This is a genomic window from Sporosarcina sp. FA15, assembly GCF_051550195.1.
Lineage (GTDB): Bacteria > Bacillota > Bacilli > Bacillales_A > Planococcaceae > Sporosarcina > Sporosarcina psychrophila.
Genome location: NZ_CP188818.1, coordinates 709,159 through 733,294 on the forward strand (window position 1 = coordinate 709,159; position 24,136 = coordinate 733,294).

The 24,136-nt window shown below is 40.9% G+C and carries 19 protein-coding genes and 1 other annotated feature; of the genes, 17 read left to right on the forward strand and 2 right to left on the reverse strand.

Features of this window, described 5'->3' with window-relative positions; genetic code table 11:
- Nucleotides 1-30 precede the first annotated feature (30 nt).
- The 10 genes from ACP8HG_RS03400 to ACP8HG_RS03445 all read left to right on the forward strand — a co-directional run bounded on the left by ACP8HG_RS03400 (nt 31) and on the right by ACP8HG_RS03445 (nt 12,205).
- Nucleotides 31-861 (forward strand): cytochrome c biogenesis protein, encoded by an 831-nt coding sequence (locus ACP8HG_RS03400; RefSeq protein WP_067208068.1) that lies wholly within the window; start codon nt 31-33, stop codon nt 859-861.
- A 156-nt stretch (nt 862-1,017) separates the two neighbouring features.
- Nucleotides 1,018-1,947 (forward strand): hydroxymethylbilane synthase, encoded by a 930-nt coding sequence (gene hemC / locus ACP8HG_RS03405; protein WP_067208071.1) that lies wholly within the window; start codon nt 1,018-1,020, stop codon nt 1,945-1,947.
- Nucleotides 1,940-2,698, forward strand: coding sequence for a uroporphyrinogen-III synthase (locus ACP8HG_RS03410; RefSeq protein ID WP_067208073.1), 759 nt, complete (start codon nt 1,940-1,942; stop codon nt 2,696-2,698). Before hemC ends, ACP8HG_RS03410 begins: the two co-directional genes overlap by 8 nt.
- Nucleotides 2,699-2,700: 2 nt before the next feature.
- Nucleotides 2,701-3,681 carry a porphobilinogen synthase gene (gene hemB / locus ACP8HG_RS03415; protein ID WP_082786533.1) on the forward strand — a complete coding sequence of 327 codons (981 nt, stop codon included), beginning with the start codon at nt 2,701-2,703 and terminating at the stop codon, nt 3,679-3,681.
- Nucleotides 3,682-4,974 (forward strand): glutamate-1-semialdehyde 2,1-aminomutase, encoded by a 1,293-nt coding sequence (gene hemL, locus ACP8HG_RS03420; protein WP_082786534.1) that lies wholly within the window; start codon nt 3,682-3,684, stop codon nt 4,972-4,974.
- Nucleotides 4,975-5,151: 177 nt separating this feature from the next.
- On the forward strand, nt 5,152-5,742 hold the full coding sequence (locus ACP8HG_RS03425) for a hypothetical protein (protein ID WP_354314571.1): 591 nt from the start codon (nt 5,152-5,154) through the stop codon (nt 5,740-5,742).
- A gap of 226 nt (nt 5,743-5,968) precedes the next feature.
- Nucleotides 5,969-6,218, forward strand: a binding site (T-box leader).
- 45 nt (nt 6,219-6,263) lie between these two features.
- Nucleotides 6,264-8,912 (forward strand): valine--tRNA ligase, encoded by a 2,649-nt coding sequence (locus ACP8HG_RS03430; protein WP_354314569.1) that lies wholly within the window; start codon nt 6,264-6,266, stop codon nt 8,910-8,912.
- Between the two features lie 498 nt (nt 8,913-9,410).
- A complete protein-coding gene (locus ACP8HG_RS03435) occupies nt 9,411-9,836 on the forward strand; it encodes a type IV pilus modification PilV family protein (RefSeq protein ID WP_438298177.1) in 426 nt (141 codons plus the stop codon).
- A 13-nt stretch (nt 9,837-9,849) separates the two neighbouring features.
- A complete protein-coding gene (locus ACP8HG_RS03440; RefSeq protein ID WP_438298178.1) occupies nt 9,850-10,356 on the forward strand; it encodes a hypothetical protein in 507 nt (168 codons plus the stop codon).
- A gap of 4 nt (nt 10,357-10,360) precedes the next feature.
- A complete protein-coding gene (locus ACP8HG_RS03445; protein WP_438298179.1) occupies nt 10,361-12,205 on the forward strand; it encodes a hypothetical protein in 1,845 nt (614 codons plus the stop codon).
- Nucleotides 12,206-12,885: 680 nt separating this feature from the next.
- On the opposite strand, the gene ACP8HG_RS03450 is transcribed toward ACP8HG_RS03445, so the two are convergent.
- Both ACP8HG_RS03450 and ACP8HG_RS03455 read right to left on the reverse strand, forming a co-directional pair.
- Nucleotides 12,886-13,683: an ATP-grasp domain-containing protein gene (locus ACP8HG_RS03450; protein WP_438298180.1), complete on the reverse strand. Its 798-nt coding sequence runs from the start codon at nt 13,681-13,683 to the stop codon at nt 12,886-12,888.
- A complete protein-coding gene (locus ACP8HG_RS03455; RefSeq protein ID WP_067208090.1) occupies nt 13,680-14,546 on the reverse strand; it encodes an ATP-grasp domain-containing protein in 867 nt (288 codons plus the stop codon). The genes ACP8HG_RS03450 and ACP8HG_RS03455 overlap by 4 nt, the downstream gene beginning before the upstream one ends.
- A 62-nt stretch (nt 14,547-14,608) precedes the next feature.
- On the opposite strand from ACP8HG_RS03455, the gene ACP8HG_RS03460 reads away from it, so the two are divergent.
- The 7 genes from ACP8HG_RS03460 (at nt 14,609) to ACP8HG_RS03490 (ending at nt 24,135) form a co-directional block, all read left to right on the forward strand.
- Nucleotides 14,609-15,820, forward strand: coding sequence for a bifunctional folylpolyglutamate synthase/dihydrofolate synthase (locus tag ACP8HG_RS03460; RefSeq protein ID WP_438298181.1), 1,212 nt, complete (start codon nt 14,609-14,611; stop codon nt 15,818-15,820).
- Between the two features lie 141 nt (nt 15,821-15,961).
- Complete coding sequence (locus ACP8HG_RS03465) at nt 15,962-17,641, forward strand: sensor domain-containing diguanylate cyclase (protein ID WP_438298182.1); 1,680 nt, start codon at nt 15,962-15,964, stop codon at nt 17,639-17,641.
- A gap of 26 nt (nt 17,642-17,667) precedes the next feature.
- Nucleotides 17,668-19,392 carry a sensor domain-containing diguanylate cyclase gene (locus ACP8HG_RS03470; protein ID WP_438298183.1) on the forward strand — a complete coding sequence of 575 codons (1,725 nt, stop codon included), beginning with the start codon at nt 17,668-17,670 and terminating at the stop codon, nt 19,390-19,392.
- A 238-nt stretch (nt 19,393-19,630) separates the two neighbouring features.
- Complete coding sequence (locus tag ACP8HG_RS03475) at nt 19,631-20,095, forward strand: hypothetical protein (protein WP_438298184.1); 465 nt, start codon at nt 19,631-19,633, stop codon at nt 20,093-20,095.
- Nucleotides 20,085-21,389, forward strand: coding sequence for a hypothetical protein (locus tag ACP8HG_RS03480; RefSeq protein ID WP_438298185.1), 1,305 nt, complete (start codon nt 20,085-20,087; stop codon nt 21,387-21,389). The genes ACP8HG_RS03475 and ACP8HG_RS03480 overlap by 11 nt, the downstream gene beginning before the upstream one ends.
- A 26-nt stretch (nt 21,390-21,415) precedes the next feature.
- Nucleotides 21,416-23,074, forward strand: a complete 1,659-nt coding sequence (locus ACP8HG_RS03485) for a GspE/PulE family protein (RefSeq protein WP_438298186.1) — start codon at nt 21,416-21,418, stop codon at nt 23,072-23,074.
- Nucleotides 23,075-23,097: 23 nt separating this feature from the next.
- Entirely contained in the window at nt 23,098-24,135 is a 1,038-nt protein-coding gene (locus ACP8HG_RS03490) for a type IV pilus twitching motility protein PilT (RefSeq protein WP_438298187.1), read from the forward strand.
- Nucleotide 24,136: the final 1 nt, after the last annotated feature.

The following is a 24,136-nucleotide window of genomic DNA, read 5'->3' on the forward strand; positions in this document are numbered from 1 at the left end:
CTATTAGTTCGGAAAGGCAGAGAGGTTATCATGGCTGAAATGATGATGGCGAGACTGCATGAAGTAATGGTCGTACTCTATGCAGTAAGCCTTGTTTTTTATTTTATAGATTACTTGAATAAGGATACGTTTGCACACCGAAGCGCTTTTTGGATTTTAACCGTCGTCTACTTTCTACAAACATTCTTTCTTGTGATGTATATAATCGAATGGCAAAGGTTCCCTGTACTCACTCTTTTTGAGGGGATTTACTTTTACGCTTGGTTGTTGATTACTTTATCAATTGTCATGCATCTGTTTTACAAAGTTGGTCACGCCGTCTTTTTCTTAAATGTGATTGGATTCATATTTATGACAATTCATACATTTGGACCTGAACAAATTGAACAGTCGCCGATAGGGGAAGCGCTTATTTCAGAGCTGCTATTCATCCATATTACATTCGCGATTTTGTCTTATGCAGCGTTTGCGATGTCATTCGTTTTTTCGATACTCTATCTTCTTGTTTATAAAGTTTTAAAGAAGAAGAAATGGTCAAAACAATTTAATAGGCTTCCTTCTCTTCATCAAACAGAGATAGGCATGAAGGCGTCTCTTTATACAGGTATTCCGTTTCTGCTCGTCAGTTTAATTCTCGGCATGCAGTGGGCGATAGTTGCACTCGATGTATGGTCCTTTTTTGATATGAAGATTATTGGTTCATTTATCCTTCTTGCCATTTACGGTTCTGTATTATTCTTGAAGCGAAGTGGCAAGCTAACAGGAAACGACTTTGCATGGGCGAACGTATTTGCATTCCTTTTTGTTATCATCAATTTTTTTCTTGGAAGTAAGTTATCCGGGTTCCATTTTTGGTTATAACTTAATACAGCTTGGTTTCAAACCCCGGCTGTATTAAGTTAAAGCCTCTGGCGGATGCTACAGATTTTTTGGGGATTTATTATCAAGCAAACTCGAAAAAATCTGAACACAAATACGCCAAGGTGTATTCGATTAAGAAAGGTTGGATTAATTAATATGAGAAAAATAATCGTAGGTTCAAGAAGAAGTAAACTTGCATTGACACAAACAAACTGGTTTATAGACCAGATGAAAGCTGCCGGTGCTCCATTTGAATTCGAAGTGAAAGAAATCGTTACAAAAGGAGATCAAATCCTAGATGTAATGCTATCGAAAGTTGGCGGTAAAGGGCTTTTCGTGAAAGAGATTGAGCAGGCATTATTTGATAAAGAAATCGATTTCGCAGTACATAGCATGAAAGACATGCCAGCTGTTCTTCCAGAAGGACTTGTTATCGGTTGTATTCCTCCGCGTGAAGATGCGCGCGATGCATTCATTTCGAATGGTCATGTGAAATTCATGGACTTACCAGTAGGTGCTAAAGTTGGAACGTCTAGTTTACGTCGTAGTTCACAATTACTGCTTCTGCGTCCCGATCTTGACATCCAATGGATTCGTGGCAATATCGATACACGTCTGAAAAAAATGGTTGACGGTGAATACGATGCGATTCTTCTTGCGGCTGCCGGCATGAAGCGAATGGGCTGGAGCGCGGATGTGACTACGGAATATATGTCCGTTGAAGATTGTATTCCAGCAGTAGGACAAGGGGCACTAGCAATTGAATGCCGTTTTGATGATAAAGAGTTACTTGCAGAACTTGCGAAATTAACGGATGAAAAAACATGGAAAGAAGTTGAAGCAGAGCGTACTTTCCTAACTGAAATGGATGGTTCGTGCCAAGTTCCGATTGCCGGATTTGCGCAATATAACGGTAGCGAAGTCGAATTGACGGGCTATATTGCTTCTCCAGACGCAACACAAGTGTTTAAAAAGACTTTCTCAAGCACGGATCCCGTTGAAGCGGGTATGGAAGTTGCAAAAATATTGCGTGCCGAAGGGGCTTCAGAAGTGATTGAGAAAGTGAAGGCGGATATGGATGCGTGATCGTCAACCGCTGTTAGCTGAAACGGTCATCTTTACAGGGACTCCGAAGTCTAAAGATGTCTTTGAATTGGTAAAGCGCTACGGAGGGACGCCTGTTTCATTGCCGCTTATCCAAGTGGCGGAGTTAGTGGAACAGACAGATGAACTTCGTTTGACCGCTTGTCCGATGTATGATTGGTTAATATTCACAAGTCAAAGTGCGGTTGCGGCGTTTGGTGCAAAACTCAATCGTCATGGTGTTTCTTCGGAATCAATTCCAGCGAAAATAGCAGCCGTAGGCACTCGAACTGCAGAAGCGCTTGAAAAAATTGGTTTTACAGTCGATTTCATCCCAACCGTGTTCAGTGCAGATACATTCGTAAAGGAATTTAATCCTGCTGAAACAGATATTCGACGTATTCTTTTTCTACGCGGATCAATTGCAGGCGTCACCATCAAAGAGGAAATTCCTTTTGAAGTGGATGAATGGACAGTTTATGCGACAGAGCGTGCAAATGATTCCATCGATTCACTAGTAGATTTATTGCAACAACAACAGCATTTGAGCGTTTTATTCGCAAGTCCTTCGGCGGTTGAAGTTTTTGCTGAAGAAGTGGCTCCGCGGACAGGTTGGAACGGCTTTACAATCGGGGCTATCGGACATGTGACGGAAAAAGCATTGCTAGAAGTTGGTGCGGTCGTTCATGTTAGACCCGATACATACACACTTATGGATCTCGTCGAGAAATTGGCGGGGCGAAAGGAAGGGTAATTTTGGATACTTTACAATTCAGACGCAACAGACGTTTGCGCACATCAACTACATTGCGTTCTATGGTGAGAGAAACTGTTCTGAGGAAAGAGGACTTCATCTATCCGATTTTTGTTATAGATGGGGAAGACATCAATAATCCAATCGCTTCTATGCCGGGTGTGTTCCAGAAATCACTCGACCATTTTACAATTGAACTCGATGAAGTTGTGTCACTTGGAATTCCATCAATTATTTTATTTGGTCTTCCGGCAACTAAGGACGAATTGGGGTCGGAAGCTTATTCTGATCAAGGGATTGTCCAAAAAGCCACTCGTTTAGCGAAAGAACGTTATCCTGAACTTGTCGTCATTGCGGATACTTGCCTGTGCCAATATACAGATCACGGACATTGCGGTGTTCTAGAAGACGGTAACGTATTAAACGACCCATCATTGGAACTGTTGACGCGTACTGCAGTAAGCCAGGCGAAGGCAGGCGCGGACATCATTGCGCCGTCGAATATGATGGACGGTTTTGTAGCAGCTATTCGCCAAGGGTTAGACGCAACTGGTTTTGAGCATATCCCGATTATGTCATATGCAGTGAAATATGCATCCGCTTATTACGGACCATTCCGTGACGCTGCGGAATCTACTCCTCAATCAGGCGATCGCAAAACGTATCAGATGGATCCAGCAAACCGCATAGAAGCAATGCGTGAAGCGGAATCAGATGTTGCAGAAGGTGCTGACTTCCTAATCGTTAAACCGGCGCTTTCGTATCTCGATATCATGCGTGATGTCAAAGACAATTTTACATTGCCAGTAGTTGCATACAATGTGAGCGGCGAGTATGCAATGGTTAAAGCAGCAGCGCAAAATGGTTGGATTGATGAAAAAGCAATCGTTCTTGAAACGTTGACAAGTATGAAGCGTGCGGGTGCGGATCTCGTTATGACGTACCATGCGAAAGATGCGGCACGCTGGCTGGAGGAGAAATAATTGGGTAGAAATTATGAAAAGTCGAAACAAGCATTTGCTGAAGCGGTAAATCTTATGCCAGGAGGAGTTAACTCTCCTGTTCGTGCATTCAAATCTGTCAATATGGACCCGATTTTCATGAAGAGCGGAAAAGGCGCTATTCTTACAGACATCGATGGCAATGAATATATCGATTATGTACTATCTTGGGGTCCGCTTATTCTCGGTCATTCTGATCAAGACGTAGTTGAAGGCATTAAGCGCGTTGCAGAAACTGGAGCAAGCTTTGGTGCACCAACGTTAGCGGAAAATGAACTTGCGAAACTTGTTATTGAACGCGTTCCTTCAATTGAAATGATTCGTATGGTGTCATCCGGTACGGAAGCAACGATGAGCGCACTACGTTTGGCGCGCGGATATACTGGTCGCAATAAGATTTTGAAATTTGAAGGCTGTTACCACGGTCACGCTGACTCACTGCTCATTAAAGCGGGTTCTGGCGTTGCGACACTTGGCCTACCAGATAGCCCAGGTGTGCCTGAATCGGTTGCGAAAAACACAATCACTGTTCCTTATAACGATTTAGAAAGCATTAAAGTCGCAATTCAAGAATTTGGTGACGACTTAGCGGCAATTATTGTTGAGCCTGTCGCGGGTAATATGGGTGTTGTCCCACCTGAACCAGGTTTCCTTGAAGGATTGCGTGAGTTGACAGAGAAAAACGGCACGCTTCTTATTTTTGATGAAGTAATGACGGGCTTCCGTGTTGGCTATAATTGCGCACAAGGTTATTACGGTGTGACGCCGGATATTACATGTCTCGGAAAAGTAATTGGCGGCGGCCTTCCAGTTGGTGCATATGGAGGGAAACGTGAAATTATGGAAAACATGGCTCCTGCAGGAACGATTTATCAGGCAGGAACTTTATCAGGTAATCCACTGGCGATGACTGCAGGTATTGAAACGTTGAAAAAACTAACGCCTGCATCTTATGAACACTTCATTAAACTTGGTGATCAGCTAGAAGCCGGTTTCCGTTCGGCGGCTGAAAAGTTTGATATCCCGCACACGGTAAACCGTGCAGGCTCGATGATCGGCTTTTTCTTCACCAACGAAAAAGTGTCGAATTACGACAAAGCGAAAACGGCTGACCTTGAATTATTTGCTGATTACTATCGCTTAATGGCTGAAGAGGGTATCTTCCTTCCACCATCTCAGTTTGAAGGCATGTTCCTATCAACTGCGCATACAGAAGCGCATATTGAGAAGACAATTGAAGCGTTCCATACGGTGTTTGCTAAACTTCGTGCGTAAAAAAAGCTTAGTCAATTCAAATGCGAATTCGATAGTTGTGTTTGTTTTAATAATAAAGACAATATCCTCCGACTAGTTTACTGGTCGGAGGATATTTGCGTTCGATCTATTTAATCTTCTATTGTAACCATGCCGCGCATACAATTGTTTGTGAAGGAATAGAAGGAGGGAACAGGTATGGAGAAAAAACAGTGGTCAATGGAGGAAAGTTTCTATTTCCCAGAACATGCTGGCGTACCGACGGGTGTACAGTCAGTCACAGTGACGCCAAGGTATACTGAAGAGCGTACAGAAGACTCAGTCCGGTTGACAGGCATTTATCATATTGCGGCGAATGTCGAATTCGGTGAAGGGCTAAGGGCGGAGGAATGGGACGATTCATTTATCCTCATTGACGATGTCGAAGTGGATGGCAAAGATGGTTATTTTGAATACGCGGTACCGCTTAATATTGACTTGCCTTCAGTAGCAGAAAGCCCACTTGAGATTGTAACAACGCAAGCAACAGGTAAATCAGACGGACAAGGTACTTATGGGGTCGTCTGGAATGTAGAATGTACGTACACAGAAGCGGTTGCAATAGTGGAAGAGCCTGAGGAAGTGCAAGTGCAAGTAGCGGTTACGGTTGCAGCGCCCATTGTAGCAGCAATTGACAGCACTCCGTTAGACGAGATGGACGAAGTGCTGTCGTTCATTGCGGAGCTTACGGATGGCATATCGACGACAGCCTACCGTTCAAATGATGTTTTTGTAAAGAACGAAAGCTAAACCACACAGGAAACAGAACAGTAGAAAGTCGCCTGTCGTCGGTATGATCAATAATCGTACCAACTGAAAAAGGCAAATAGGGATAATGATTCCTTTACAGTAAAATCGACATCTTCGAAGCCAAGGAGGAAGTAGGTAAGGGTTATATCCTCTACGCATAACACAATCCTTTCGTTATATACTTGACGAGCAACCGGTTATTCCGTTACAATTATTGCAATTGCATATGGATGCGATGATTGGGATAGTACGTGAATGGATTAGACTAAAGAGAGGGTTCGAGTGCTGAAAGGACCTGTCGATTATTTACCGAATGTAACCCATGAGCAGTTTCCGTGAAAGTATGTTCAAAAAGAAAAGTATTTTTGAGCGTAGTAGCGGAAGCCGGTTTGAAGCCGTTATCGAAGTTTGAGGTGCACAGCTCTTTTGTGTGCACGAATAAAGGTGGTACCGCGAACAGCTCCTTCGTCCTTTAAGGCGATAGGAGTTTTTTTGTACCCAAAAATAAAGGAGGAAACAACATGTCAACTGAAAACAACACGTCGATGCCGACGAAATATGATCCACAGACTATTGAAGCAGGTCGTTACGAATGGTGGCTGAAAGGGAAGTACTTTGAAGCACAACCTGAAAGCGATAAAACACCTTATACAATTGTTATTCCACCGCCGAACGTCACAGGTAAACTTCACCTAGGCCACGCATGGGATACAACGCTACAAGACATCATGACGCGTATGAAACGTATGCAAGGCTATGATGCACTATGGCTTCCAGGAATGGACCATGCGGGAATCGCGACACAGGCTCGTGTTGAAGCAAAACTTCGTGAAGAAGGAACGACACGTTATGATTTAGGCCGCGAAAAATTCGTTGAAGAAACATGGAAATGGAAAGACGAGTACGCAGGACATATTCGTGCGCAATGGGCGAAACTTGGTTTGGGCCTTGATTATACACGTGAACGATTTACCCTGGATGAAGGACTTTCGAAAGCTGTACAGGAAGTTTTCGTTAAACTCTACAACAAAGGGCTTATCTACCGTGGCGAATACATTATCAACTGGGATCCAGCAACGAAAACAGCTATATCTGATATCGAAGTCATCCATAAAGACATACAGGGTGCTTTCTATCATATGCGTTACCCACTAGCAGACGGAACGGGCAGTATCGAAATTGCGACAACTCGACCTGAAACAATGCTTGGGGACACTGCGGTTGCAGTCCATCCTGAAGATGAGCGCTACAAGCATTTAATCGGAAAAACGGTTACATTACCAATCGTTGGCCGTGAAATCCCGATTATTGCAGATGATTATGTCGATATGGAATTTGGAAGTGGTGCCGTGAAAATTACACCTGCACATGACCCGAATGACTTTGAAATCGGTAACCGTCACAATCTTCCACGTGTTCTTGTGATGAATGAAGACGGTTCAATGAATAAGCTTGCTGGTAAATACGAAGGAATGGATCGCTTCGAATGCCGTAAAGAAATCGTTAAAGACTTGCAGGAGATGGCTGTTCTATTCAACATTGAAGAACATAATCATTCTGTCGGTCACTCTGAACGCAGTGGTGCTGTCGTTGAACCGTATTTATCAACACAATGGTTCGTTAAAATGCAGCCACTTGCTAATGAAGCGATTAAATTACAAGAAGCAGAAGACAAAGTAAACTTTGTCCCGGACCGTTTCGAAAAAACGTATTTAACATGGATGGAAAATGTCCATGACTGGTGTATCTCGCGTCAACTTTGGTGGGGCCACCGCATCCCAGCTTGGTACCACAACGAAACGGGCGAAATACATGTCGGTCATGAAGCGCCTGCTGACAGTGAAAACTGGAGCCAGGACAATGACGTTCTTGATACATGGTTCTCATCTGCGCTTTGGCCGTTCTCAACAATGGGCTGGCCGGATCTCGACAATGAAGAATTTAAACGTTATTACCCAACAGATGCACTCGTAACGGGCTATGACATCATTTTCTTCTGGGTATCACGGATGATCTTCCAAGGCATCGAATTTACAGAACAGCGTCCATTTAAAGACGTCTTAATTCACGGACTCGTACGTGCAGAAGATGGTCGTAAAATGTCTAAATCACTTGGTAACGGCGTCGACCCAATGGATGTTATTGAAAAATACGGAGCGGATGCACTGCGCTACTTCTTGTCAACCGGTTCATCGCCAGGGCAGGACCTTCGCTACTCAACTGAAAAAGTTGAAGCCATCTGGAACTTTGCCAATAAAATCTGGAATGCATCCCGTTTCGCACTTATGAACATGGATGGCATGACTTACGAAGAAATAGATTTGACTGGTGAAAAATCCGTTGCAGATGCATGGATTCTGACAAGGTTGAATGAAACAATCGACCAAGTGACGAAACTTGCAGATCGTTATGAGTTCGGTGAAGTCGGCCGTGCACTTTATAACTTCATCTGGGATGATTTCTGTGACTGGTACATCGAAATGGCGAAACTGCCATTATACGGTGAAGATGAAACAGCGAAGAAAATGACACGCTCAGTACTGGCATACGTACTCGATAATACAATGCGTCTATTACACCCATTCATGCCGTTTATTACAGAAGAAATCTGGCAGAACCTACCGCATGAAGGCGAGTCAATCACAATCGCTGCATGGCCGGTTGCAGATCCTGATCTTACTGATAAAACGCGTGCAACAGATATGAAACTGCTGATGGATATCATCCGCGCAGTACGTAATATCCGTGCAGAAGTAAATACACCATTAAGCAAAAAAGTACCACTCTATATTTCAGCTAAAGACGATGCAACTGTAGCCGTGTTGGAAGCAAATCGCAGCTACATCGAACGATTCTGTAACCCTGAGACATTAACGCTAGGCAACAACATCACAGCACCAGGCAAATCGATGTCAGCTGTCGTTACAGGAGCAGAACTGTTCTTACCACTTGAAGGTCTTTTGAACATTGACGAAGAGCTCGCACGTCTGACAAAAGAACTTGCGAAATGGCAAGGTGAAGTAAAACGCGTTCAAGGCAAACTTTCCAACGAACGCTTCATGTCAAAAGCTCCTGAAGCAGTAGTTGCTGAAGAGCGAGCTAAAGAAAGTGACTATCTAGAAAAATACGCGGCAGTAGAGCGTCGTATGCAGGAATTGAAGGAAATCTGATAAACGTGAAACACCCCATCACAATATTGATTGTGATGGGGTGTTTTTATGTAAGGTTAACTTTGATTGATAATAACAGGATGTGGTAAAATAGATGTATATTAGAGAGTGGTAGAGTTGTAATTATCTAACCTTATAGGTTTAACGGATTAGTAGAGTTCGTATTATGGAAATATAAACTAATTATAAATGGAGTGGGAGTGCATGTGAAAAAGCAATTTCAAAATGATAATGGAATGAGGTTGGTTGAAATACTAACAACACTCACTAGCGTTCTCCTATACCCTGAAAACAATGATTTTTTCATTTTCCAACTATCTATTTAACATAATAGTTACCTGACACTAAGCTCACTTTACTTGTTGAGTAGTTAAAAGAGACTATAGACTTAATAGATTTAGTAGAAACGGATTTCTATCATAAAAATAAGGTATTTGGTATGGTGACATGCCGTACAATATGAAACTCTTGTAATACAACAAAGTGAGGAGATCCGTTATGAGAGTAAACAACGAAAAAGGAATAACGCTAGTAGAAATCTTGGCTGCTTTAGTGATTCTGGGTATTGTGTTTATAAGCTTTATGACGATTTTCCCTCAGATGAATAATATTAATAATAGGACAGAGACAAAGCTGGTCACGATGAACATCGCTAAGCAAGAATTAGCAAAGTTAAAGGGTCCACCTTCTCGATTAAATCCTGATAAAAAGATTCAAAATAGTGTGGGTCCTAACTTTTTCGAAACATATGATTTGTCTGAAGGTAACTATAATATCCTAGTGGATTGCTATAATACAGAGTCCCAGACTTGCAGTGGGACGGGCGAGACTGCAAGAAAACCTAAACTATACAAAATTCATATCACAGTAGAAAAAGATGGCAAATTAAACAGTGAAACGTTTGGTTATCTAGAGTTAGAGTAGAGGAGGGGTTGTCATGCTGAAAAATGAAGATGGAATGACTTTAGTGGAAGTACTTGCTACCCTTATCCTTATGACATTAATCACAGGTATTATTTGGACGACCGTTTCAATCGCTACTAAGTTTAATGTATCAGAAACTTCTAGTCTGCGATTACAGCAGGAAGCAAATTATATTATTGCTGAGTTACAACAAGTTCATCGGTATTGCTACTCCTATAGATTGACTATAATTCGAGATGAAGTCAAAGTCGCAGAGTGTATAAATGATACGGGAGAAAGTATACCGGAATATGACAAGATAATCAGTAATCAATTTAAATACCGGTTTGAAGACAGTGGAGAATCTCCTTATATTAATAAGTTATATATCACTCCTAAAGATAATTTAGAGCTTTTTGATTTTGTGGTCATCGATCCTGTGAAAAGAAATAAAGTAGAAAAGGCTGTTAAAGTACCTACTACAATCTCCCGTTTTCTAACTGATGTTGTGCAGCCAAACAAAGCGGAAGAAGGGAGCTGACTATATGAATAATCAAAGCAATGAAAGAGGTTATGCGTTAGTTATTGTTTTATTTGCTATTGTCTTTATCACAGTGATAACGGCCGTTTTTTTGCGTGGTGCGCTGAGCAACGCAATCCAAGAAAAAACTCTCGATGAAAACAATCTTGTTGTTGTGTCTGCTGAATCAGGTACAGAATATTATACGTGGGAATTAAAACAAGTTTATGATATGGATTTATTAGAGGCTAAATTTACTAACTTAGTAAATGAAGCGATTGCGGCAAATGAGTCGCCAATTGATTATGATAGGATTCAACGTAAAATCGCATTAGATTTTAAACCAGAGTTAACGAAGCGAGCGGATTCATTAATAGGTGAGGGAGCAACAAATCTGTTTAGTGACTACAAACACAAATTAATTGCGGCAAATGTTGAGCAGACAGAACCAAATGGGGACATTTGGTTTACAGTGAAAGGTACTGTAGAAGGGGAACTACCGAAAAATAATCAACAACAAAGACAACAGAAAGAGAAAGAATTGGATTTTGAACTAACCTTTATATTTCCTAAAGTTCAGCTAGCAGATGGTAGTACTCCGTTCGATCCAGGTGGTGCAATATCACCGGGTGGAAGTCTTGTCACAATGCCGGCGTTAAAGGAACCTAAGAAGCCAGCCAGCCCGGTTGCAATAGTAGCAATAAGTAAGCAACCGACTAACTGTGCATCCTCTAGTACTAAAATCGATAACCAGAAATGTAATACTTCAGGTATTAGTGAAGCTAGTTATGATATCAATAAATCCAGTGTATTTGTTGATAATATACTTAAGTCATGGGGCAACGTTAGTTTAAAAAATTCTTTTTTGAATATACGCAAGGACTTTACACCAGCAGAATCTAAAATTGAAGATACAGAGTTAGTTGTTGGAGGTAAGATTGAAGCTTATAGAGCTGTGGTCATCAATAAATCTAAAATACAGGCAAATGAATATAATAACAGTGGTGGTACTGGTTTACTAACTAATTCACAAATGAACATAACCACTTCGTTAGAATTCCAAACAGCAAATACTGAAAACTCCATCATAAGTGCGAATTCTTACAAGGCGAATGCACAAGCTAATTTCAATAAAACGGATGTAAAAATCATTACTACTTACAATTCGGGCGGTGCACAATTTACAAACTCTAATTTAGAGGTAGGCTCTAAGTTAGATACCGGCGGTGGGCTTTTCTACGTTGAAGGTTCCAATGTTAAGATTGTTGGAGATGCTCATACCGCAAACGGGTCGACGATTAAGAACTCTGTATTGAATATAGGTGGTTATTTCTTGCATACATCCAAACCGCTAGATGCTGAAAACTCCGACATCTTTGTAGGTGGCAAGGTAACTGCTACAAACGGAACAAATTTAGACCAAGTAAATATGAATGTTTTAGGAGACTACGTATCTAACACAGCATTTAAATTAGCCGAGACAAATTTAAACATTGCGGGTAATCTTTCTTTAAGCAATGGTGGTACGCTGAAAAATAGTTTAATGATCGCTAGCAGGATTACTGCGAGTACACCATTAGTGTTGAACGATTCTGTCGTAAGTGCTGGATATTTACAGTCTGATATTATGACACTCAATAACTCTAAAGTGTGTGCAAAAGATTTTAATGTAAGAAGTTTGATGATGGATGATGCTAGTAAAATATACTATTCAAATACTTCTAATCATACAAAGAACAATATTATCAAACTCTCGTCCGTGGATTTTGAAAAAACTTGCGGTATGAAGAGTTCGACAACACCTGAAGACTCAAAACAACCTGGGAAGATTGATTGGAAACCTCCTGTCCTTGATAAGGTAATATATTAATATTTATGTAGACTAATGTGAAGTTTTTTATAACAACTCATTTCTCTATATCCACTAGCGTTGCACAGAATCCGATATAAACAATAACTTTATACCCGTCTGATTCAAAAATAAAAAAAGGGCAGTTCAACTTAAAGATCAACCAGTTCCCTTTTTTGCGATATTTTTATTGGTGCTAAATTTTTATCTTTTTTCTCTTTTTTATTTCTTTTCGCTAAATTTCAGGTACCCACTAGCGTTTCATCGCCGTAAAAATACTTACAAATAATAGTGTTAGACCTCCAAGGTGTTTGGAAAATGCAAAAGGGAGCATAGGCCAAAACTTAGTCTTTCATAAATTTCCGGTGCCAATCTCACCCGTATAACGAAAAAATCAAGCGAAAAAGCGGTATTAGAGGAACATTCCATTTTTTAGTGCCGACTATATAGCTTTGGAATTCTATCAGTATTTAAGGTAACTATATATATTAAACATACGACCACAAGTGAAAACTGAGCGAAGTGGATTTGAAGGGAATCTGTATATCAACTTCATCCCTGGTGCCAGTCACACATAAAATTAATACCACTCCCTTAATTAAAATAACAAAAAGAAAATCAGACATCTATGCAGATGTCTGATTTTCTTTTTGTTTACTCAAGTTGTTGGTCTTGAGTTCCCCAAAAATACTTGTCACAAACTATTCTCCGGAAAGCTTCTCTTTAATATATCCCATCAATTTCTCCGCTACCGAAAACTCATGTGTATTATACAATGACCGCGCCCCAACCGGATCCTCAATCTCATTCAACAGCCATCTCCCATCAGGCAACAACAAGAAATCAATTCCCACATAGTCGCTTTTTATTGCTTGGGAAATAGTTTGCGCATCTTTTTCCTGCCAGCTAGAAAGTATGTATTTTTCGACGGAGCCACCAAGCGTGTAGTTTGATTTGAATGTCCCATGACCAGTGCGTTTTACGGCTCCGACAACTTCATTGCCAATCATAAATACGCGTATATCTCGGGCACCGGATTCGATGAAGGGTTGGACAATTAGTTTTCGGTCGTGGAATTTGGTGAAAAACAACTTTGCGTCCGCAGTTGATGTACAAAGAAAAACTTCATTCCCACCATGGCCATCGACCGTTTTCAACACGCAAGGATACGAATTAATTTCTTCGATAGAACGAATTCTTCGCGTAGGCACAGCTGGAACGCCGAGCAGGGTAGCAAGTTCAAATGTCCGCAATTTATCGTTTGCAATTCGGTTCACTTCTGCTCGGTTGAATACTCGAAAACCTTTTAGTTCAAAAGTAGTAGCGCGTTCAGGATTGCGATCTCTGAAAAGAATGAAATCTGCATCTGAATTTGGTTTTTCATCTTCAACTAGCAATTGCAGTTCAATTCCAATTTTCTCAGATTCGATTATCAAATCATCAATAAACGCATGATTTCTAACTGATTCTGCCTTTGAATAATAAACATAGCCCTTCAACCTAGCTTCCTCAAAATATAGGCGATCATCGCATCTGCAACATTGATCCCAGTCACATTGTAAATATTACGGATGTGGGCGGCCGCATTGACCTCACAGACGAGGGGTTCTTCGTTGTCACCGAACAATAAGTCGACACCGGCAAACTCTGCACCGACTGCGTGGGCAGCTTGTATCGCTAACGCTTTCTGTTGGTCTGTTAGTTCGATTACTGTTGCCACACCGCCATTCGTTATATTCGCCCGGAAATCAGTTTCAGAGTGACGGTGCATTGCTGCTACAATCTCGTCCCCGACGATGTTCACCCGAATATCACGACCTCTGCTTGTTGCGATGAATTTCTGAAATACATAGTCGATACCGCGCAATTCATCCGTCTTTTCATAAAATTGCTCTTCTGTTTCAATCAAATACACTTTCATGCCGAATGAACCATGACCTTCTTTAATGACCATTGGCAGTCCTAGACGTTCCAACACTTGTTCATAGTAACCTGAATCTTTGATTGTGAAATTCGGATACACTTTCGGTGCAATAATTGTTTCGGGCATCGCAATGCCCTGCTTCGAAAGTTCGAGATATTGTATGGCTTTATTATCACATGTTTCAATGACATCGGGATCGTTGAAAACAGGGATTCCTGAGTTTTTCAAGAAATTAGCGAGTAGAATATCTTTATCTAGAAAGATAACAAAATCGGGACGATTCTCTAAAACCGTATCCAAATTCATCATCACTTCATAGTTCTTCTTGAGTTCAGTGCAAACACCCGCGCGTTCCGCAGCTTCTTTCATCAGTTCAGCTTGATCCTTAAATTTATCGCTTGTTAAACTTCCATTATAAATAACCCAACAACTTTGCATTAGGAACCCTCCGGGAATGATATACTTTTTCTAACTAGATTCTAACATACGGAGGGATAGTTTTGATTCCAAAAATGAATGTATATAAAAAACGATGGGGAATTGATAGTGATGACTCTATTAAGCCTGGTCTTGAGGCAGTGCAGGAAGCGCTTGTAAAAATGGGTAGTCCCGAAAAACAATTGCAAGTTATCCATATAACAGGGACGAATGGGAAAGGTTCTACGATTGCATTTATGGAAGCAATTTTGAAAGAGCATGGATTGTCGACAGGTGTTTTTTCGTCGCCAGCAATTATCGACATACATGATCAAATACGTATTAATGGGGAAGTGATAACGGAAGAGGAATTAGATAAATCATTTCAGGCGATGAAGGAAGCAGGATTGAGCGGGTTCCTGACAGATTTTGAATTGCTAACTGTAGCAGCATTTACAACGTTTAGACGACTTGCGCCCGATTATGTTTTACTAGAAACAGGAATGGGTGGACTGCTAGACAGTACGAATGTCGTGACACCACTTGTTTCGGTTATTACTTCAATAGCACTTGATCATACTGCGTTTCTAGGGACGACTGTTGCGGAAGTGGCAAGGCATAAGGGGGGCATTATAAAAAAGGGAATTCCTGTTGTAACAGGGCTGTTACTTGAAGAGGAAGCACTCAAAGTTGTCCGTACTATTTCAAGTCAGCAAGGTAGCGCCCTTTTTATGTACGGTGAGCGTTTTGATATGAAGGATGATTTGTTTAACGGAACTGAAACGTTCCAGTTGGCTGGACGAAAAATGAAAGGGCTGCACCAAGGTGTAAATGCCGCGGTTGCGATTCAATCACTTCTTGTGGCTGGCATTCAGCTTGCTGAAGAAGCGGTCTCTTGGGCAGTTGCTATCACGCAACTCGCACATCGTTTCCAGGAAATATCACCAGGGGTCTTCGTGGATGGGGCACATAATCCTGCAGCTGCAAAGGCGTTAGCAGCCACAATTCGTTCGGAGTTCCCGGGGGAGAAAGTGGACTTCATTATTGGGATGCTAAAAGGGAAAGACATCGAGAAAACGCTGAATGAGCTCATCCAAGTTGCGGCATCATTCACATTCCTGACGTTTCCACATCCTCAAGCGGCCACCGGCGAGCAATTAATGAAATATTGCCACCATGAAGTAAAAAAGGTGACAACCGCTGAAAGCAATACTATAATACTATCTAATGTAAGAAATAAGAAGAAAATAGTAACAGGTTCACTATACCTGTTGGGTAGTCTAATGGACTATTAAAAGAATTGATTACTCGAAAAACTTTTTTTGGGTAATAGTGACAAATGTATTATGGTCTGATAAACTTTTGAAGACTTCTACCTTTTCTGACTTATTTATTTGGGAGTGGATAATGTAATGAAGGTTGCAAATAGGTCCACTATGCATTATTTTATTTTGTGGTTATTGACCGTTCCAACTGGATTGATTTATGTTTTTTTAAATTATCCTCCAGTGCAAGTAAACTGGATGTACGTGGCGGTTTTTATAGTATTCGGATTTCTCACTACCTATTTCCCGATATTATGGAACGGTATACCGATATTCCTAGTACTTTGGGTGACTGTGCCTGCTTTTTTAATGTATGGACTGTTTATTGAAATGATAGTCATGCAAATTTCAATCCTTGCAATCCTTTTGTCATTACCGAGTAAGTTACCATTGAAACAGCGTTTTTTTATTAACTCGATGCTTTTTACTTTTTTATCGATTATTGCCGCGATCTTTTTTGATATAGTGGGTGGGGAAATCGGCTCAATCGAATTTTGGCCAGTTATCGTTGCGGTGTTCTGCTATCAATTCATTCATACAGCATTCAACAATATAGTGCTGAGATTATATGCACTGTACAAAAAAAATAACTCGCCTTTCTTTTCGAAAGATCTATTGGTCGACTATGCGATGATCCTGGTTGTTCTACCCTTATCACTCACGTTCTATTATTTATTGCAACTAGTTGGGGGAGGTTCCTTTTTTTTAATGGGAATTCCTTTTTTCTTTATCTCATTAATTGTCCGTCTTTATAATAATTCGGAAAAAATTAATAGTGATTTGCGGCAAGCGGGGGATATTGGTAACGGCCTTTCGGAATTATTAACGGAAAAGGCTGTAATTGACCAATTCGTCATGGAAGTGTCGGACATGTTTGATGCAGAGTATACGTATCTTTTTGACCATCAGGATGGTTGGCTAGAGCTCCTCCGTTCCTATGAACATGATAAATTCATTGATATCGATTTTGCCCTTTTATCTGCGGGACAAGGAATTGCGGGATCAGTTCTTGAACAAAACAAGCCAATCATCTATTCGGAAAGGAAAGAGTGGGAATCGATTTCAAAAGATTATTCGCCTAATGGAATGCAAAGTATACTTTGTGTCCCAATTTCACGGAACCAGAAAATCGAGGCAGTTTTGTTTTTGGCCTCAGAAAAGAAGGCATTCTTTGATGGCTATCAATTGAAAATCTTAGACTTACTATGTTCCTATTTCACTGTTTCGGTGGAAAAAGCACGCTATATGCAAGAAGCAGTTACAAAAAATGAGCGTTGTGCGTTAACTGGACTTTATAACTATAGGTATCTGGAGGAACGGTTAACGTATGAGATGGACAGGCTTAAAAACAACGCAATAAAAAATCTTTCAGTCGTTATGCTTGATATTGATCATTTTAAACAAGTGAATGATACGTATGGGCATCAAAGTGGGAACGATATTTTAGGTATGCTTGCAAAGAGACTTGAAGCTGAACTCCCTATTGGTGGGACAGTTGGCCGCTATGGAGGAGAGGAATTCGTTTACATTTTGCCTGGTATTGCAAAAAAGGAAGCTGTGGAATTCGCTGAAAGTCTACGCGCTGAAATTGGTGAACATGATTTTACGATCGTTCCAGATCTAGTTGAGGATAAGCATCCGCTAGTCGTCCGTATTACATCGAGTATCGGTGTTTCATCGGCTCCAATTGATACGGATGAAGTGCTGACGCTTTTGCGCAATGCGGATCGTGCACTTTATTTAGGAGCCAAACAGGCAGGGCGAAATAGGGTTGCTGAATATGTGAAATGAATTAATGAAAGGTAGTGCCAGGGGAAATGGAGATATCTAAAAGGTTTCAGATTAGCACTTTAATAGCGTGGATTGTTATCGTTCCTCCTGGCATCTTTCTTGCATTCACTTTATTTCCATCAATAAAAATAGAATGGTTAAATTTGAGCATATTGTTTGCACTGCTATTCGTGACGATGACAATGCCTTTACAACTGAAAAACATAACAGTTTCCTTTGAACGCTGGATTACCTTCACCATTTTTTTTCAATACGGAGTATTCGCAGAGTTGGTTTTTACACAGATTGCAATGCTTATCCTAGTGTTTAGCCAAAAGTCAGATTTACCCCATATGCATCGTTTTTTTGTTAATTCCCTAATTTTTACACTCATCTCACTAGCGAGTGGAACTCTATTTCATTATGCGGGTGGTGAAGTTGGTTCGGCGGATTTCTTGAACATCTGCTTATTTGGACTTATTTATGCGATTAGTTATTCGCTGATTAATAGTGTTTTGATGCAAGTTTATTTATATTTCGAACTTGGCATTTATTCTTTTAAAGAAAAATTTGTAGTATGGGATTTTGCTTCTACAATGTTGTTGTTTCCGTTCAGCATATCCCTGTATTTTCTAAATAAACAATTTGATAATAATGCAATACTTTTGATTGGCATCCCATTCCTTCTCGTATTATTAATCGCAAGGTTGTATCATCGGTCTGATAATTTAAATGACAAACTGTCTTCTGCGGGCATTATTGGGCGTGAACTTGCTGAGCGACTGGGCTTTGAAGATGTGATTCGGACATTCATTGGAAAGCTAAAAGATGTGGTTCCTTATGATAATGCTTATGTTCTAGATCTTCGAAATGGGGAGCATTTAATCACGTTGATGGCTTCTGAAAATGGGATTATTACAAAAGATATGACTGGACTTTCATTCAATCTAGAAAAAACTGTAGACGATGGATTGGATATGGACAATCCGAAAATTTTTGCGACCCAAAAAGAAGCAATGGCGCTAAATAACTTCAAATTCCACCAACCAATGGAAAGTGTCATGACCGCTCCAATCAAGCGAAATCAGAAAACAGAAGGATTTCTAATCCTAACTTCCAAGCGGAAAAATGTATTTCGAGCGATGGAAATGAAAATCGTTGACGTTTTGACCGGATACTTTGCAATTTCATTAGTAAAGGCGCGCTATTACGAAAAGACTGTTGAGCAAAGTGTACGATGTGGTTTGACCAGCTTGCATAACTACCGCTACCTCGATACAAAGTTGGACGAAGAAATCCAACGATTCCAAATTGGGACTATCAATTCGCTTGCGGTTTTAATGCTAGATATCGATCATTTCAAATCGATTAATGATACACATGGACATCAGAGTGGAAATGACCTTCTTAAGGCACTAGCTAGACTGCTTGAATCATTTGTTCCGATTGACGCAACCCTTTCACGATACGGAGGGGAAGAATTCGTCATCGTCTTGCCGAATTATGGGGAAAGTGAAACGGGTGAACTCGCAGAAAAAATTCGTGAAGAAGTGGAATCATCTATATTTCGTATCATTCCAGATCTTTCTAAAGACCGCGAGCCTGTCGATGTCTGTATGACTGTTAGCATTGGCGTTGCTAATGTAACTAAAGACGCAAAAGATGCAAAAGAGCTTTTGCGTAATGCCGACCGAGCATTGTATATAGGCGGCAAGCAAGCAGGAAGAAATAAAGTAGGGGTTTATGGAAGGGAATACATTGAAACATTATGATGCTAAATCGTATATTGTCCTAATTTTATAAAAATAATTTATAAAATAAGACCGGGAAACTGGTCTTTTTTATATATCTTTATTCCTGTTTGACAATCTTTCCAGTGACAAAAGGTGAAAAATCTATGATAATAGTAATAGGGAAATCAATAAGTAAACATGGTAACTCTACTACAATTATATTGTTCTAATTTAAAAGAAACTATCAATTATTAACTGAGTAAGGGGAGACCCCATATTGGAATATATCATTCTACTAGTAGCTGCTATTTTAGGCCTTCCTATAGTAATGTATTTAGTTCGTCGGAAAAGAATAAGTAATCGGATTTTATTGGGAACGATGGCTGGATTATTTATAGCTGTTATTGGTCTCCTGATGCAAGGCGCATTTGATCCACTCTATGTCCTAGTTGTGATGTTCGGACTCGCATTCTCTGTTTCAGTTTTGTTGGACAAGCGGTCTGAACCGGAAACAGTAAGCGTTTCTGAGCGCCCCGTGGTAAAAGATATCCCGCGTGAAATTATCAACACTAACCATATCAATGCGAATGAAGAAATAGCTGCGTCAGTTAACAAGGAAGTTGATTTTGCGATGGAACCGATTGAGGATGATTTGAATCAATGGATGAGCGCAAATCGGGAAGAAATTGAAAGTGAGCAGAGTGAATTCAACGATAGAGAGGAGCGTTCTGATGGGAAGTAAAGGATTCTTAACTACCTTTATCATAGTCTTGACGTCGACGCTCGTTTTTTACGGGTTTTCTTCTGTTGGTGCCCTTGCATTTACTAATACGTCATCAAAGGACTTTGGGGATCAAACCTTTGTCGGTCCTTTCGATATCTCAAGACAAAAAGAAAAAGCGGTGAAAGAAAAACTCGAAGAAGATTTCATAACACTTCAAACCGATTTTGCTGTCGATTTAACTTATCAGGATATCACTATTGCATTGCCTGCTGAAGTGGTTACTTTCGACGTCGAAAAAACGGTTGAACAATCGAATTCTGGTAAAGAAAATCCGATTGTCGCAACAGTTTCAGTCGATGGGCTTCGAACGATTCTGGCACAGCAGTTTTCTTCAATCCTGTTTAGTGAAGATAGTCTTCAATCGATTGCAATTGGCATTGAACGGGAGTTAGAAACAGGCATTATGCCACTTACTGTTCATATTACGGATTACTCGGACTTCACGGAACTAGAAATTGCAACATCGTTGATTGTCGTAACAGAGCCCTCGACTTCATTCATGAATGTAATCAATGCATTAAATGGTACAGAAATTGCTTCTTTTGCAACATTTTCTTTACTAGACTTCATTAAAAGTAATGAAATTGGTGTCGTGTCTGATGAGGAACTAACAGTGCTTGCGTCTGTTCTCTATTCGACAATTTTGCAGACGAACTTTGTTATCGATGAACGCAATATAGGAAGTATGTTAGCTCCATTAGCAGAACCGGGATTCGAAGCAGCAATCAATGAGCGGCTGGGACTAAATTTCATCTTCACCAATCCAAATAAGACGGCTTTTCAGTTCCATGTTAAATATGCCAATGGAACAATTGTTTCGTCAATTATCGGTATGCCTTTACTCTATTCCTACTCACCATTTGTCGGGCAACTAGAATCATTCGAGCCAAAAACAGTTCAGCAATTTAGCGCATTTGTTCCAAATGGACAAGTACATGTAGCCGACGAAGGCAGAAAAGGAATGGAAGTGGAAGTCCACCGAACGATTTCATACGAAGGCTCGGTAGTAGTGGATGAAATGGTTTCATCTGATTTTTATGCTCCAATGCCTAAAATCGAACTTCATCCACTGAAAAAAGATTCGCAACAAATACCTGGAAATAGCAATGATGGAACAGTCAATTCGCCGGACAATCAAAACTCTGCCGATTTCCAAAATGGGGAGTCTAACGTTGATAAAAATCCTACACAATTACAAGACGAAGACGAGATAGAAGTTCAGTATGATAAAGGTGGAAATATAATTGAGTAAGCGTGAGAACAGAATGGGGGAATAGCATGTCGACTACACGTAAAAGACTGGGTGACTTGCTTGTAGAGTCTGGTCTCATCACAAATGATCAATTGCAAACAGCATTGAGTGAAAAACCGCGCGATCAGAAACTTGGCGACTCGCTCCTTCAATACGGTTTTATCACGGAACAGCAACTGATTGAAGTATTGGAATTCCAACTGGGCATTCCGCACGTCAATCTGTTTAGATACCCTTTTGATCCGAAACTGTTTAATGTTGTACCAAAAGAATTTGCTAAACGTAATTTGCTTGTTCCGTTGAAAGCCGAGGGGGACAGGCTTTTTGTCGCAATGTCTGATCCGATGGATTATATTACAGTCGATAATTTGCGGTTGTCTACTGGATTCCATATTGAAACTGCGATTGCGTCAAAAGATGATATAATGCGGACTATTTCAAAGTATTACGATGAGGAGTCATTTGATGAGCTTTTCATCGAACAGACAACTGAACAGATAGAACAACAAGATGAGTTGACGGATCTGGATTCTCCAATCGTTCGGCTTGTCAATCAACTCATGTCTTCAGCTATCACTCAAAAGGCCAGTGACATTCATTTCGACCCCCAAGAGCATCAAGTCGCTATACGCTTCCGGATTGACGGTCTGTTGAAATCGGAACGGTTTTTACCGAAGCATATGCAAGCGATGATTAGTGCACGTATTAAAATTATGGCAAATCTAGATATTACAGAACACCGGATACCACAAGATGGCCGCATCAAGACGAATGTAGATTTTCGACCGATTGATCTTCGTGTCTCCACACTACCGACAGTCTACGGTGAGAAAATCGTCATGCGTATTTTGGACCTTAGTAGTTCTTTGAACGATCTGACGAAACTTGGTTTCAATAAGTTGAATCTAGACCGGTTCCTTGAACAAATCGAAAAACCTAATGGAATTGTCCTCATTTCAGGACCTACTGGATCGGGGAAATCGTCAACGCTTTATGCTGCGCTTAATAAATTGAACAAAGAAGAAGTGAATATAATTACAGTAGAAGACCCGGTTGAGTACCAGCTAGAAGGGGTAAACCAAATACAAGTTAACCCGAATGTCGGATTAACATTCGCGGCAGGCCTAAGGTCGATATTGAGACAAGACCCAGATATCGTTATGGTCGGGGAAATACGTGACCGTGAAACAGTTGAAATTGCCATTAGGGCATCATTAACTGGTCATTTAGTTCTTAGTACAATCCATACGAATGATTCGATTGCTACGATTACAAGGATGTTAGATATGGGTGTCGAACCGTTTCTCGTAACTTCATCGCTAAATGCTGTTATCGCTCAACGGCTCATCCGCCGTGTTTGTCGAGATTGTGGACGGGAAATGGCTGCATCTAGCCGCGAAGTAGAGATTTTTGCGAAGCGGGGTATTCCGATTGAAAAAGTGATAAGAGGTTCCGGCTGTGCGGTATGCAATATGACTGGGTATCGCGGACGGATTGCAATTCACGAAGTGCTCGTTTTGAATGATGAAATGCGAGACGTTATTAATAGAGGCGGAACGACCGCGGATTTGAGAGAAATTGCAATTCGCAATAAGACAATGTTTTTGATGGATGATGGTTTATTAAAAGTAAAACAAGGAATTACGACGACAGAAGAAGTATTGCGCGTCGCATTGATTGATTGATTGATTGAATAGGGGTTTTGTAAATGAACAGGAAGATTGATGAGCTGCTAAAGACGGCGTTTAAGTTAAATGCTTCAGACATTCATTTAACGGTAGGCGTGCCTCCGATATTCAGGGTTCACGGGGATTTAAAACGCTATGGCGATGTGTTGGTTGATAAAGAATTTACTGAATCAGTCGCACAATTGACGATTCCAGGCAAGATGTACCCAGACTTTGTGGAGCATGGCCAAATCGATTATTCCTATGAAGTCCCGGGAGCGGCTCGTTTTCGTGTCAACGCATTTCAGCAACGCGGTTCTATATCACTTGCTTTTCGGACGATACCAACGATAATACCGACAATCGATGACTTGCAATTGCCAGAAACGTTAAAAGTGTTGGCGGAGACGCAGCAAGGACTCATCCTTGTGACAGGGCCGACGGGATCGGGTAAATCGACGACACTTGCAGCGATGATCAAATATATGAATGAAACAATGCACAAACACATCATTACGTTGGAAGATCCGATTGAGTATATGCATGCGCATGGTACATCGATTATTGATCAGCGGGAAATAGGATTTGACACTGCTTCATTTACATCGGGGTTACGTGCTGCGTTGCGGCAGGATCCGGATGTCATCCTTGTTGGGGAAATGCGAGATTTGGAAACAATATCGACTGCAATCACTGCAGCCGAAACGGGTCACCTTGTTCTGGCTACGCTTCATACATGGAGTGCGGCATCGACTATTGACCGGATTATTGACGTATTTCCACATGGTCAGCAGTCGCAAATTCGTGTCCAACTTGCTGGCGTTTTAACATCCGTTATTTCACAGCGATTACTCCAGACAGCTGACCGCAAAGGACGACGTGCTGCTACGGAAGTAATGATTAATAATCCAGCTATTGCTAACTTGATACGGACAGAGAAAGTCCATCAGATTCCAACTGTCATTCAAACAAACCGTGCGGCAGGTATGCATATGATGGCATCTTCCGTCCGCACCTTCCTCGATCAAGGGATCATTTCATATGATACCGCCACGCCGCATTTAGAAGGTGATGAGTAAC